This is a genomic window from Micromonospora sp. ATLC20, assembly GCF_057196585.1.
Genome location: NZ_JBXUOV010000001.1, coordinates 39,446 through 52,684, shown reverse-complemented (window position 1 = coordinate 52,684; position 13,239 = coordinate 39,446). Strand labels below are relative to the sequence as shown.

11 protein-coding genes are annotated in these 13,239 nt (G+C 74.1%); 5 read left to right on the top strand and 6 right to left on the bottom strand.

The features are described 5' to 3' along the window. Position 1: 1 nt before the first annotated feature. Together AC2CHG_RS00250 and AC2CHG_RS00245 are read left to right on the top strand one after the other, a co-directional pair. The gene (locus AC2CHG_RS00250) at positions 2 to 472 is read left to right on the top strand and encodes a MarR family winged helix-turn-helix transcriptional regulator (RefSeq protein ID WP_262012030.1); all 471 of its coding nucleotides are present in this window, start codon (positions 2 to 4) and stop codon (positions 470 to 472) included. A 48-nt stretch (positions 473 to 520) separates the two neighbouring features. Then, positions 521 to 2,083 carry a tetratricopeptide repeat protein gene (locus AC2CHG_RS00245; RefSeq protein ID WP_484523909.1) on the top strand — a complete coding sequence of 521 codons (1,563 nt, stop codon included), beginning with the start codon at positions 521 to 523 and terminating at the stop codon, positions 2,081 to 2,083. 4 nt (positions 2,084 to 2,087) lie between these two features. Here the strand turns inward: AC2CHG_RS00245 and AC2CHG_RS00240 are convergent, their stop codons facing one another. Beyond that, a complete protein-coding gene (locus tag AC2CHG_RS00240) occupies positions 2,088 to 3,491 on the bottom strand; it encodes a sensor histidine kinase (RefSeq protein ID WP_484523908.1) in 1,404 nt (467 codons plus the stop codon). Continuing rightward, positions 3,488 to 4,144, bottom strand: a complete 657-nt coding sequence (locus AC2CHG_RS00235) for a response regulator transcription factor (RefSeq protein WP_262012027.1) — start codon at positions 4,142 to 4,144, stop codon at positions 3,488 to 3,490. The genes AC2CHG_RS00240 and AC2CHG_RS00235 overlap by 4 nt, the downstream gene beginning before the upstream one ends. 95 nt (positions 4,145 to 4,239) lie before the next feature. On the opposite strand from AC2CHG_RS00235, the gene AC2CHG_RS00230 reads away from it, so the two are divergent. Together AC2CHG_RS00230 and AC2CHG_RS00225 are read left to right on the top strand one after the other, a co-directional pair. After that, entirely contained in the window at positions 4,240 to 5,349 is a 1,110-nt protein-coding gene (locus AC2CHG_RS00230; protein ID WP_484523907.1) for a LolA family protein, read from the top strand. Positions 5,350 to 5,590: 241 nt separating this feature from the next. Further along, a complete protein-coding gene (locus AC2CHG_RS00225) occupies positions 5,591 to 7,810 on the top strand; it encodes a HelD family protein (RefSeq protein ID WP_484523954.1) in 2,220 nt (739 codons plus the stop codon). 309 nt (positions 7,811 to 8,119) lie between these two features. On the opposite strand, the gene AC2CHG_RS00220 is transcribed toward AC2CHG_RS00225, so the two are convergent. After that, a complete protein-coding gene (locus tag AC2CHG_RS00220) occupies positions 8,120 to 8,542 on the bottom strand; it encodes a hypothetical protein (RefSeq protein WP_262012025.1) in 423 nt (140 codons plus the stop codon). Between the two features lie 284 nt (positions 8,543 to 8,826). Here AC2CHG_RS00220 and AC2CHG_RS00215 point away from each other — a divergent pair, with 284 nt between their 5' ends. Continuing rightward, on the top strand, positions 8,827 to 9,201 hold the full coding sequence (locus tag AC2CHG_RS00215) for a hypothetical protein (RefSeq protein ID WP_036343163.1): 375 nt from the start codon (positions 8,827 to 8,829) through the stop codon (positions 9,199 to 9,201). A gap of 61 nt (positions 9,202 to 9,262) precedes the next feature. On the opposite strand, the gene AC2CHG_RS00210 is transcribed toward AC2CHG_RS00215, so the two are convergent. From AC2CHG_RS00210 to AC2CHG_RS00200, 3 genes are all read right to left on the bottom strand, one after another. Further along, complete coding sequence (locus tag AC2CHG_RS00210; protein WP_463841027.1) at positions 9,263 to 10,249, bottom strand: sporulation protein; 987 nt, start codon at positions 10,247 to 10,249, stop codon at positions 9,263 to 9,265. 103 nt (positions 10,250 to 10,352) lie between these two features. After that, positions 10,353 to 11,129: a DeoR/GlpR family DNA-binding transcription regulator gene (locus tag AC2CHG_RS00205; RefSeq protein ID WP_194802589.1), complete on the bottom strand. Its 777-nt coding sequence runs from the start codon at positions 11,127 to 11,129 to the stop codon at positions 10,353 to 10,355. Between the two features lie 35 nt (positions 11,130 to 11,164). Next, positions 11,165 to 13,174, bottom strand: a complete 2,010-nt coding sequence (locus AC2CHG_RS00200) for a beta-galactosidase (protein ID WP_262012023.1) — start codon at positions 13,172 to 13,174, stop codon at positions 11,165 to 11,167. Between the last annotated feature and the right edge of the window lie 65 nt (positions 13,175 to 13,239).

Here is a 13,239-nt window from a genome sequence, read left to right as displayed (position 1 = left end):
GATGGGCGTCATGACCCGGTGGCTGGACCCCGACGAACAGCGGACCTGGCGGGCCTTCCTGACCGCCTCCCGAGGGCTGATGGAGACGCTCGACCGCGAGCTGCAACGCGACGCGGGCATGCCGCACGCGTACTACGAGATCCTGGTCCGCCTCTCCGAGGCCCCCGACCGGCGGCTGCGGATGAGCGAGCTGGCCGAGCTGACCGGCTCGTCGCGCAGCCGGCTCTCGCACGCCGCCGCCCGGCTGGAGGCGTCCGGGTGGATCCGCCGGGAGGACTGCCCCACCGACCGGCGCGGGCAGGTCGCCGTGCTCACCGACGAGGGCTTCGCCACCCTGGCCGCCGCCGCGCCCGGCCACGTCGAGGGGGTACGCCGGCACCTGTTCGACGCGCTCAGCCCGGCCCAGGTCGACCAGCTCCGCCGGATCAGCGAGACACTCGCCGACCACCTGACGGATTCGGGACCAAACTGATCCACTCCGGGTCTTGTACATACCGTCGCCGGACGAGCACGATGGGGCGTGTCCTCCGGCTTCGCTGACCTGACCGTCCAGGCGCACCATCTGGTGTCCGAAGGCGACCTCGACGGCGCGCACCGGCTGCTCGCCGACGCGCTCAGCGACGCCGATCCCCGACCCGGCAACGCCTCCCCCGAGCTGGCCGAGGCGGCCGGGCTCCAGGCCAAGGTGCTCGTCGCGCTCGGCGAGCCGCACTCCGCCCGCGGCTGGGCCGCGTTCGCGTACGCGGCCGCCACCCGGCTGTACGGCCGCTCCGACGAGCGCACCGTCACCGCCGCCGCGACGCTCGCCGCGGTGCTGCACCGGGTCGGCAGCGACGCCCGGGCCGCCCGGCTCTACTCCGACGTCATCATCGAGCTGACCGCCCGCAACGGCCCGGAGTCGCAGCAGGTGCTGGCCGCGCACGCCGATCTGGCCACCGTGGAGTACGCGCGCGGCCAGTGCGAGGTGGCCCGCGACCGGTTGCAGGACGCCTGGGAGCTGCACCGCGAGGTGTACGGCGACGGCCACCCCAGCGGCATCAAGATGCTGGCGAAGCTCGGCGCGATGGAACGCGACTGCGGCCGGTACGCCGACTCGCACGAGCACCTGACGCTCGCCGAGGAGCTGTGCCGCCTGCACCTGGACTTCGACGACCCGCTCGCCGCCCAGGTGGCGGCGCTCGCCCGCGCCGCCGCCGACCCGGACCACGTCTGCCCCGCCCCCGCCCCCGCTCCCGAGCCGCCGCCCGCGCGGACCACGCCTGTGGTGCCCGCCGCCCGGGTCCCCCCGCCCGCCGAAGGGCCGCACGACCTGCCGCCCTACAGTCCGCCCGCGCTCGACGAACCGGTCGAGACGCCGCTCTACCACCCGCCCGGACGCGCCGCCGAGACCGCGCACGTGCCGACACCGCGTACCGCACCGGAGGCCGACGGGCTCGACGACTACCCGTGGCCGCCCGACGAGCCGGCCGAGCAACCGTGGCGACCGGGCGCGGACCCGCTGCCGCCCACTGTGGTCGGGCTCGCCGACGACCAGCCCGACGGGGTACGCCGCGTGCCACCGCCACCGCCCGAGCCGCCGTCGCGCTACCTGCCGGTGCACGTGCCCCGGCCACCCGCGGCCGAGCGGCGCGCCCGTCCCTGGCTGCCGCTCGTGGTGCTCGGCGTGGCGGTGGCGCTGCTGCTCGGCACCATCGCGGTGATCGCCGGCGTGTCCCGGGTCGACGACGGCCGCGGCACCCCGCCGCCGGCCTCCAGCGCGCCGCCACCGACCTCCGCCGCTCCCGCGCCGTCCACCCCCGCCGCCGCCGAGCCCGGTACGCCACCCGGACGACTCACCCTCACCGACCGGCGCGACAGCATCGTGCTGAGCTGGAACTACCCGGCCGGCGCGGAAGGACCGGTGGTGGTCGCCGGGGGCCGGGCCGGGCAGCCGCAGGGCACGTTCGCGACGCTGCCCGCCGGGTCGGCCGACTACATCGCCTACGGGCTCGACCGCACCACCGACTACTGCTTCACCGTGGCGCTCGTCTGGTCCACCGACAGCGTCGCCCGCACCGGGCCGGTCTGCACGAAACGCCGCTGACCGCTCACTCCGGCTCGGGCTCGGCCAGCGCGGGCAGCCGTACCGTCGCGCGCAGCCCCGGCGCGGCCGCGCCGGGCGTCGCGTCGGCCAGCTCCACCGTGCCGCCGGCCCGGCGCACCAGCTCGCGCACGATGGCCAGGCCCAGGCCGGCGCCGCCCGCGTCGCGGGCCCGCGCGTCGTCGAGCCGGGTGAACCGGGCGAACACCCGCTCCCGGTCCGCCGCCGGGACGCCCGGCCCGTCGTCGGTCACCGTGACCAGGTGGTACGCACCGTCCGGCCCGCTCACCGCCAGTTCCACACCGGTGTACGCGTGCCGCAGCGCGTTGTCCACCAGGTTCACCAGCACCCGGCGCAGCTCCCCCGCGTCCCCCTCGACCCACCGGGGCGCGTGCGGCGGCGTCAGGCGCAGCGGCGGCGACGGGTAGCGGGCGGCCACCGTACGCAGCAGCTCCCCCAGCTCCACCGGGCCGACCGGGGACGGCCGGGCGTCCTGCTCGTCGAGGCGGGCAAGCAGCAACAGGTCGTCCACCAGGCGGCTCAGCCGCTCGGTGTCGGCGAGCAGGTCGTCGGCGACCGCCGGCCAGTCCGTGTCGTCGCCGAGACGCCGGGCCACCTCCAGCTCGGTACGCATGTTCGTCAGCGGGCTGCGTAGCTCGTGCGCGGCGTCGGCGACGAACGCCCGCTGCCGGTCCCGGGACGCGGCCAGCCGGTCCAGCATGTCGTTGAGCGTGACCGCGAGCCGGTGGATCTCGTCCTGCCCCGCCGGTACGGGAAGCCGCTCCGCCCCGGCCCGGCCGGTGATCTCGGCGGCGCCGCTGCGCAACTGCTCGACCGGCCGGAGCGTCGCGCCCACCACCCGCCAGGCCACCACGCCGAGCCCCGCCACCAGCAGCGGGAAGCCGACGAGCAGCAGGTTGCGGACCACGTGCAGGCTGTGCCGCACGTCGGTGAGCGACTTGGCCACGAGCACCGTCCGCGGCTCCTGCGGTGTGCCGGCCGGCACCGTGACCACCCGGACCGGGCCGGGCATGCCGGCGCGCCGCCCGTCCACCACCAGCCGCTGCCGCTGCCCGGGACGCAGCTCGTCCGGGCCGAGCATCGGCACCAGGCGGTCCGCGTCGATCGAAGCGGCCCGGATCCGGCCCTGCGCGTCGACCACCTGCACCCGCAACTGCCCGCCCGCGACCGGCAGCGGGTCCGGCAGCGCGTCCTCGGCGGTCAGCAGCGCGACCGCGTCGGCGGTGCGCAGCGCCTCCTCGTCGACCGAGCGTTGCAGCGTCCAGCCCAGCGCGCCGAGCAGCAGCGCCCCGCCGAACGCGAACCCGACCACGAGGCCCAGCACGCCCAGCGCGAGCAGCCGGGCCCGCAGGCCCAGTCGCGGCAGCGGGCCACGTATCCACCGGCTCATGTGGCCAGCCGGTAACCGGCGCCGCGTACCGTCTCCAGCCGCTCCCGGCCGATCTTGCGGCGCAGGTAGCCGACGTAGACCTCCACCGCGTTCGGCGCGGTGTCGACAGAGGCGTCCCAGACGTGGTCCAGCAGCTCGGTCTTGGAGACCACCTCGCCGGGGCGGCGCATCAGGTAGTCCAGCAGCGCGTACTCCCGGCTGGTCAGCACCACCTCGGTGTCGGCCCGGGTGACCCGGCGGCGGGCCGGGTCCAGGCGCAGGTCGCCGACGGTGAGCACGGTCGGCCGCCGGGGCGCGCCACGGCGCAGCAGCGCCCGCAGGCGGGCCAGCAGCACCACGTACGAGAAGGGCTTGGTGAGGTAGTCGTCGGCGCCGCAGTCCAGGCCGTCGGCCTGGTCGTACTCGCCGTCCTTGGCCGACAGCATCAGCACCGGCAGCCAGCGCTGCTCGGCGCGCAGGCGGCGCACCACCTCGTAGCCGGACAGGCCCGGCAGCATCACGTCGAGGATCATCGCGTCGTACTCGCCGTGCCGGGCCGCGTCCAGCCCCTCCGGGCCGGTGGCAGCCACGTCGACCACGAAACCCTCCGCCGACAGGCCCCGGCGCAGCGCCGCCGCGAGCCGCGTCTCGTCCTCCACCACCAGCAACCGCACCGGTCCAGGGTGCCACCACGGGCTCGCCCGTAGGGGATCTCCTCAGCGTGGTCACAGCCACGGTCGCGCAGCATGGAGCGCAGGAGGTGCACACTATGTCAGTGATGAAGAACCGCGCCGTGCTGCGCTGGCTGGTCCCGGTGACCGCGGGGGTCGCCGTGATCGGCGGTGGCGCCGCCGTCGGCACGTTCGCCGCCGGCGCCGACCCGGCGCTGCCGCCGCGCAGCGCCGCCCAGCTCCTGGAAGACCTGCGCACGTCCCGCCTGGACGGGCTCTCCGGCACCGTGGTGCAGCGCGCCGACCTGGGCCTGCCGCCGATCGCCGCGCTCGCCGGCCAGGCCACCGGCAACGACCTGGCCGGCCTGGTCTCCGGTACGCACACGCTGCGCGTCTGGTACGGCGGCGAGGACCGGCAGCGGCTCGCGCTCGTCGACACGCTCGGCGAGCAGGACATCGTGCGCAACGGGCGGGACGTCTGGACCTGGAACAGCCGGGAGAACACCGCCACCCACCGGACGTTGCCGGCCGACGCGCCGGACCGGGCCACCGTGCCGGCCACCCCGGCCGACGCCGCGGACCGGGCGCTGGAGGCGATCGACCCGACCACTGCGGTCACCGTCGGCCGCACCGCCACAGTCGCCGGGCGGGACGCGTACGAGCTGGTGCTCACGCCGCGCGACAAGGCGTCCCTGGTCCACCAGGTCCGGATCGCGCTGGACGCGAAGGAGCACGTGCCGCTGCGCCTGCAGGTGCTCGCCGACGGGCAGGACGAGCCGGCGTTCCAGGTGGCGTTCACCCAGGTCGACTTCCGCACGCCGGAGGCCGACCAGTTCCGGTTCAACCCGCCGCCCGGCGTGAAGGTCACCGAGGCGACCGAGGGCGAGCGGCCCGGACCGGCGGGCAAGCGGTTCGAGAAGAAGGACGCCGAGAAGCCGGACGTCCGTACCGTCGGCACCGGCTGGACCACGGTGGTGGTCGCCAAGATCGGCGACGCGGCGACCGGCGGCGGCGCGAAGCCCGGCGCGGACGCGCCGGATGCCCAGATGCTGGCCGGCGTGCTCGGTGACCTGCCGAAGGTCAGCGGCGACTGGGGCAGCGGCCGGCTGCTCAGCGGCAAGCTGTTCAGCGTGCTGCTGACCGACGACGGCCGGGTGATCGCCGGTCTGGTCACGCCGGAGCGGCTCTACGAGGCGGCAAAGGGCTGAGAATCGCCGTGCCCGGGGCTCGGTCGGCTGACGCCGGCCGGGCCCCGAGTCGTGTCCGGGCTTGGTCGGGTGGCTGCCGACGCGCTATCTTTCTCAGTTCAGGCACAAAAAAGGAATGGCTTCTGAATGCCATTCCTGCGGCAATTCTAGTCAATGAGGAGCCGGATTGTCAACGCACTCCGACGTGTCGGCTGACCTGCGCCAGGACGACGAGATCGGCCGGGAACAGGAATACGTCTCGATGCTGTACGACCGGCTGGACGGCATGCGGGAACAGGCCGCCCGGCGGCTCGACGAGGAGTTGCGCCACACCGGTGGCACGCAGCAGGCCCGCTCGCAGCGCGACTCGACAGTGGCGATGTACGCCGACCAGGTCGAGCAGTTCTCCGCGGTGGAGAGTGGCCTGTGCTTCGGCCGCCTCGACGGCGACGACGGCGCGGTCCGCTACATCGGCCGGATCGGGATCTTCGACTCGTCCGGCGACTACGACCCGCTGCTGATGGACTGGCGCGCCCCCGCCGCCCGGCCGTTCTACCTGGCCACCGCCGCCAACCCGCAGGGCGTACGCCGCCGGCGCCATCTGCGCACCCGCGACCGCAAGGTGACCGGCCTCAACGACGAGGTGCTGGACATCACCGCCGCCTCCCCCACCGCGCACGAGGAGCTGACCGGCGAGGCGTCGCTGCTCGCCGCGCTCAACGCCGGGCGCACCGGCCGGATGCGCGACATCGTCGAGACCATCCAGGCCGAGCAGGACCGGATCATCCGGGCCGACCTGCCCGGCGTGATGGTGGTGCAGGGCGGGCCCGGCACCGGCAAGACGGCCGTGGCGCTGCACCGGGCCGCGTACCTGCTCTACACCCACCGCCAGCAGCTCTCCACCCGGGGCGTGCTGCTGGTCGGCCCGAACGCCACGTTCCTGCGCTACATCTCCCAGGTGCTGCCCACGCTGGCCGAGACCGGCGTGCTGCTGCGTACCCAGGCCGACCTGTTCCCCGGCGTACACGCCCGCCGCGCGGAGCCGGCCACCACCGCGGCGCTCAAGGGCCGCGCGGTGCTGGCCGACGTGCTCGCCGCCGCCGTCCGCGACCGGCAGTGGGTGCCCGACGAGCCGGTCACCATCGAGCTGCCGCAGCGGGAGGTGCTGACGCTCGACCCGGAGACCGTGCGGCAGGCCCGCGACCGGGTACGCCGCACCGGCCGCCCGCACAACCTGGCCCGCGCCCTGTTCGACGTGGAGATCGTGCACGCGCTCGCCGACCAGGTGGCCGAGCGGATCGGCGCCGACCCGCTGGGCGGGGAGAACCTGCTCTCCGAGGCCGACCGCGCGGAGATCCGCCGCGAGCTGCGCGAGGAGCCGGAGATCCGGGCCGCGCTGGACGAGCTGTGGCCGGTGCTGACCCCGCAGCGCCTGCTCGCCGACCTGTACGCCTCGCCGGAGCGGATCGCCACCGCCGCGCCGGTGCTCACCGACGACGAGCGGGCCGCGCTGCACCGCGAGCCGGGCGGCTGGACGCCCGCCGACGTGCCGCTGCTGGACGAGGCCGCCGAACTGCTCGGCGAGGACGAGCGCGCCGCCGTGGCCCGCCGGGAGCGTATCCGGGCGCTGGAACGCGAGTACGCCGAGGGCGTGCTGGAGATCTGGCGCGGCTCCCGCTCCATCGACGTCGAGGACGAGGCCGACGGCGGTGAGATCCTCGGCGTCACCGACCTGATCGACGCCGACCGGCTCTCCGAGCGGCAGGAGGAGTCCGACCGGCTCACCACCGCCCAGCGCGCCGCCGCCGACCGGACCTGGGCGTTCGGGCACGTCATCGTCGACGAGGCGCAGGAGCTGTCGCCGATGGCGTGGCGACTGCTGATGCGCCGCTGCCCGAGCCGGTCCATGACGATCGTCGGCGACGTGGCGCAGACCGGCGCGCTCGCGGGCACGCCGTCGTGGGGTGAGGCGCTGGCGCCGTACGTGGCGGACCGGTGGCGGCTGGAGGAGCTGACGGTCAGCTACCGCACCCCGGCCGAGATCATGGCGGTCGCCGCCGACGTGCTGGGCGCTATCGACCCGGCGCTGCGGCCACCCCGCTCGGTACGCGCCACCGGCGTACCGCCGTGGGACCGGACCGTACCGGCGGACCGGCTCGTGGCGGAGCTGGTCGAGGCCACGGCCCGGGAGGCCGCGTCGCTCGGCGACGGGCGGCTCGGCGTGCTGGTGCCGACCGGCCGGGTGGACGAGCTGGGCGGCGCGGTGGTGACGGCACTGCCGGAGGCGACGGTGGGCGAGCAGCCGGAGCTGGCGAACCGGATCGTGGTGCTGACCACCGAGCAGGCAAAGGGCCTGGAGTTCGACTCGGTGCTGGTGGTCGACCCGGCCCGCATCGTCTCCGAGTCCCCCAGGGGCCACAGCGACCTCTACGTGGCCCTGACCAGAGCCACCCAGCGCCTAGGCATCCTCCGCACCCCCTGACTCCCCCTGTCCCGCCCGCCCGTGCCCCCTCGCCCTCGCTCCGCGATCATGGAGTTGCGGCCCCGGAAAACTCCATCAAACGGACAATCTTGGGGGCGGAAGCGCAAGATCGACGAGTGCCGGCTTTGCGGGGCGGCGGGGACGTGTCCGGGCGGCCTGTTCGCGCCAGTTCGCCGGAGTGGCGGGGCGGGCACCAGATCGGGGAAACGGCTACATCATGGCCGCCCTGACTGCGCCACTTCGGCGAAGTGGCGGGTGCGCAAGGGCGGGGCGGCCGGAGGCCGTCCCGCCCTTGCCGTGCTGCCTCGGTCAGCCCGGGTTGGGGCGGTTGTCGGTGAAGTTGCCCACCTGGGCACCGGTGGCCGAGTTGTCGCTCGTGGAACCGCCGGCCGGGGTGCTCAGGCCACCCGTACTCGCGTCGCCGGTCGTCGTCGGGGCCACCTTGCCCGGGTGCTTCTCGGGCTGGCGGGCCACCCGGCGCACACTCGCCGGACCCGCGGTACCGCCGGTCGTGGTCACCGCGCCCTGACCCCGGGTCGGTCCGCCGTCGCGCAGCACCGTCGGGTCGACGGGTACGTCCGCCGGGTCGTCCGGGTCGAGTTCCTGCCGCATCCGCTCGACGTCGGTCTGCGGCACCGTGACCTCGTCCAGCGCGCCCTCGCCGTACACGCCTCCGGCGACCCGCTGCTCGGCCCGCCGGGCGGCGTCCTGCCGCATGTCGTCCTCACGCACGTCAACCACCTCGCAGCTCTCTCGGGGTATCGGTGGTGCGTGCCCGAGGGCGGGTGGCTGAAACCGGAACCGGCGGCGGGAGGCCCGGTGTGCGCCCGGGTGTCCGGTTCCGGCCGTGAGCCGAGCGCAGGGCCATTCGACGATGACCGGCGGTTACCTTGTCTCCGGGCCCGGGTAGACCCAGGGTGCCCCCGCCACAGAGCGCGAACCGCGCCGTGGCCGACCTGCGGTAGCGGGGCGAGGGTGTGCAGGTTAACGACTCATCAAATCCTGAGGAGGACCAGATGAGCACGCAGGCTGCATCCACCAGGCCGATGAACCGGCCGATGTCCGACGTCCAGAACCGGTCGAGCATGCAGGACACGTCGACCCGGCACATGCCGTCGATGCACGACGGTCACCGGGAGAACATGCCGTCCCCGGGTACGGAGACGAAGCAGGCGTTCCTGACCACCGAGTTCTGGGTGTACGCCGCAGCGGTCGCGGTCGTCGTGATCGCCGCGTTCTGGCGAGGCGCCGCCACCAACGGCCTGAACATCAACAACCCGAACCAGGCGTGGTGGTACCTGACCGCGCTGACCGGCGCGTACCTGGTCAGCCGTGGCCTGTCGAAGGCGGGCAGCGCGCGCCGCTCCGGCAAGGAGCGCCGCGGACGTTGACCGCACGCCGCGCGAACGGCGACGCCCCCGGGATCCGTCCCGGGGGCGTCGTCGCGTCTGCTCACTCCTCGCCGAAGTCCCCGAAGTCGTCGCCGCCGTCGAACGCGTCGTCGAGCATCTCCCCGGCGATCATGCCGCCGGCGACACCCAGCGCGGCGCCCGCGACCACGCCGCCCATGCCCGGGCCGCGCCGCCCGTGGCCGGCGTAGCCGTGGTGACCCGGGTAGCCGTGGCCGCCGTGCGGCATGCCGAAGCCCTGGGCCCGCATGCTGCCGTAGCGGCCGGTGGTCTCCCGCAGCCAGCCGTCGACGACCTGCACCCAGTCGGTACGGGTGGCGTCGCTGTGCGGGACCGAGTAGCGGCCGATGACGTCGTGCCCGGGGCTGAGGAAGCCGCCGCGCTTGTCGCACTCCAGGATCACCTCGACGCCCTGCTGGCTGGTCACGAACGTCAGCTCGACCTCGGTGACCGTCTGCGCGTACTGCGGCGCGGCGAAGAACTCGATCTCCTGGTAGAACGGCAGCGTCTGCGGCACGCCGTAGATGTGGCCGCGCTCCAGGTCGGCGTGCTTGAACCGGAAGCCGAGCGCCTGGAACGCCTCCAGGATCCGCTCGTGGATCGGCAGCGGGTGCACCGACACCTGGTCCAGGTCGGACTTGTCGACGGCGCGGGCCACCGCCAGCTCGGTACGCAGGCCCATCGTCATGCCGTGCAGGCGCTGGCCGTACACGTCGGTGATCGGGGTCTCCCACGGCACCGGCATCTGGAACGGGATGGAGAGCTGCTGCTTCGGCGCCAGCTCGAACGCGCCGCTGACCGGCATCCGGTGGAACTCCATCACGCCCGCGTACTCGTGGTCGCCGCTCTCGATCTCGACGCGGGTGACCAGGCCGAGGTTGATCTGCTCGATCCGCGCCGGGCTGTCGCCGCCGACCAGGTTGACGTGACCGTCCAGGGTCAGCCCGGGCCGGGTGTTCGGGTTGGTGAGCACCGTGTCGACGCTCGGGCCACCCACGCCGAACGCGCTCAACATCTTCTTGAAGACCATCGGTCACTCCCGCTGAACGGCACTCCGACATGGACCGTCGGACGCTTCGTCAGGGCACCCTAAACGGCGGGGCTGAGAAGTGGCTGTGAGGCACGCCGTGGCCTCAGTCGGCGCGTACCACCACCAGCTCGCCGACCTGCTCGCCGAGCTGCCGGCGGGCCTCCGGCGGCAGGCCGCCGTCGGTGATCAGCACGTCCGCCTCCTCCAGCGGCGCGATGGTGGCGATGCCGATGGTCTCCCACTTGGTGTGGTCGGCGAGCACCACCAGCCGGCGCGCGGACCCGATGAGCCGCCGGTTCACCGCCGCCTCCAGCAGGTTCGGCGTGGTGAACCCGGTACGCGGGCTCATCCCGTGCACGCCCAGGAACAGCAGGTCGACGTTGAGGGCGGCGATGGCCGCCTCGGCGACCGGGCCGGTCAGCGCGTCCGACGGGGTACGGATGCCACCGGTCAGCACCACCGTCTGGTCGGCGCGGGGATTCTGGTAGAGCGCGTCGGCCACCGGAATCGAGTTGGTGACCACAGTCAGCCCGCGTACCTCGGCCAGCCGGGCGGCCAGCGCGGCGGTGGTGGTGCCGGCGGACAGCGCCACCGCCATCCCGGGCTCGACCAGGCCGGCGGCCCGCTCCACGATGGCGCGTTTCTCGGCCTGCTGGCGTACCGACTTGGCGGCGAAGCCGGGCTCCTCGGTGGAGCCCGGTCCGGCCAGCGTGGCGCCGCCGTGCACCTTGTCGATCAGGCCGCGGTCGGCCAGCACCTCCAGGTCGCGGCGGATCGTCATGTCGGACACACCGAAGCGGCTGACCAGGTGACTGACCCGGACGCCGCCGCTCTGGCGGATCAACTCCAGGATGGCGCTCTGCCGTTGCTGGGCGAGCATGGGGGACCTCCTCGGCGCGAACGGCCACGTACCGGTCAGGCGGTCGCGGGCACCGGCGCGGGCTCCTCGCGGACCACCGCCACCTCACCCGCCGGCACCTCCAGATCGCCGTCGCACCGGACGCCGCCGAGCAGCTCGGTGCCGGTGACCGCCAGCCGGGCCGGCCCGGTGGTGTGGTTGACCACGAACAGCCAGCTCCGGTCCGCCGAGCGACGGCGGACCACCTCCACTCCGGGCGGCGCGCCCACCGGCGGACGGACACCCGTCTCGTCGAGCAGCCGGGCCACCAGCCGGTCGGTGGCCTCGTCGTCGAGCCGGGTGCCGACGTACCAGGCGGCGCCCGCGCCGACGGCGTTGCGGGTCAGCGCCGGCACGCCGGGCAGCGGCCCGTCGGTGTACGCGGCCAGCACGTCCGCGCCCTCGGCGTGCAGCCACTCGGTCCACACGTCGGCGCGCGCGCCGTCGTCGAGGCGTACCGTCTCGCCGGCCCGCAGCGGGAAGAACTCCTCGACGCGTACGCCGAGCAGGTCGCGGAACGCGCCGGGGTAGCCGCCGAGCCGGATGTGGTCGTGCTCGTCGACGATGCCGCTGAAGTAGGTGACCACAGCCGTGCCGCCGGCTTCCACGAACCGGCGCAGCGCGTCGGCGTCGGCGTCGCGGACGAGGTAGAGCGTGGGCACCAGGACGAGCCGGTAGCGGGACAGGTCGGCCGACGGGTGCACCACGTCGGCGGTGACCCCGGCCCGCCAGAGCGCGGCGTGCAGCGCGGACAGCCGGTCGGTGTAGGTGACGTCGACGCTCGGGTGGGAGTCGAGTTCGGCGCCCCACCAGGCCTCGTAGTCGAACAGGATCGCCACGTCGGCGTCGACGCGGCTGCCGCGTACCTCGGCGAGCGCGCGCAGGTCGGCACCGAGCCGGCAGACCTCGCGGAACACCTTGGTGTCCGGCCCGGCGTGCGGCACCAGCGCCGAGTGGAACTTCTCCGCGCCGGCCCGGGAGGCCCGCCACTGGAAGAACAGCACCCCGTCGGCGCCGCGCGCGACGTGGGCGAGGCTGTTGCGGCGCATCTGGCCGGGCGTCTTCGCCACGTTGCGGGGCTGCCAGTTGACGGCGCTGGTGGAGTGCTCCATCAGCAGCCACGGCGCACCACCGGCGACGCCCCGGGTGTGGTCGGCGGCCAGCGCCAGGTTGACCTGCGGCTGCGGGTCGGCTGCGGTGAGGTAGTGGTCGTTGGCGACCACGTCCACGTCGGAGGCCCAGGAGTGGTAGTCCAGATACTTGATGCCGGTGCCGATCATGAAGTTCGTGGTGACCGGCTGCGGGACGAGCCGGTTCAGCAGCTCCCGTTCGGCGCGCAGCTGGGCGCGCTGCTCGTCGGAGGAGAACCGCAGGAAGTCCAGTTGCTGGGTCGGGTTGGCGAACGTCGGCGCGGTACGCGGCGGGTTGATCTCGGCCCAGTCGTGGTAGCGCTGGCTCCAGAACGCGGTGCCCCAGGCGGCGTTGAGCGAGTCCAGGTCGCCGTAGCGCTCGCGCAGCCAGCCGCGGAACGCCTCGGCGCTGACGTCGCAGTAGCAGTGCACGTTGTGGCAGCCGAGTTCGTTCGAGACGTGCCAGAGCACCACGGCGGGGTGTCGCGCGTACCGGCGGGCGACGGCCTCGACCAGGGCGAGCGAGTGGTCCCGGAACACCGGCGAGCTGGGGCAGTACGCCTGCCGGCCGCCGGGCCAGAGCACCGTGCCGTCGGCCCGGCGGGGCAGCGTCTCCGGGTGCCGGTGTGCCAGCCACGGTGGTGGGCTGGCGGTGGCGGTGGCCAGGTCGACGCTGATGCCGCCGTCGTGCAGCAGGTCGATCGCACGGTCCAGCCAGTCGAAGACGTACCGCCCCGGGGTGGGTTCGATCAGGGCCCAGGAGAAGATGCCGACCGAGACCAGGTTGACCCCGGCGCGTCGCATGAGGTCGACGTCCTCGGCCCACGTCTGCTCGGGCCACTGCTCCGGGTTGTAGTCGGCGCCGTACCAGATGCCCTCGCCGTGCCAGTTCCGCATGACAGCAGAGGTTGCCCCCGAACAGCACCCCAAGTCAACACTTTCCAACATCGACTGAAGTTCCA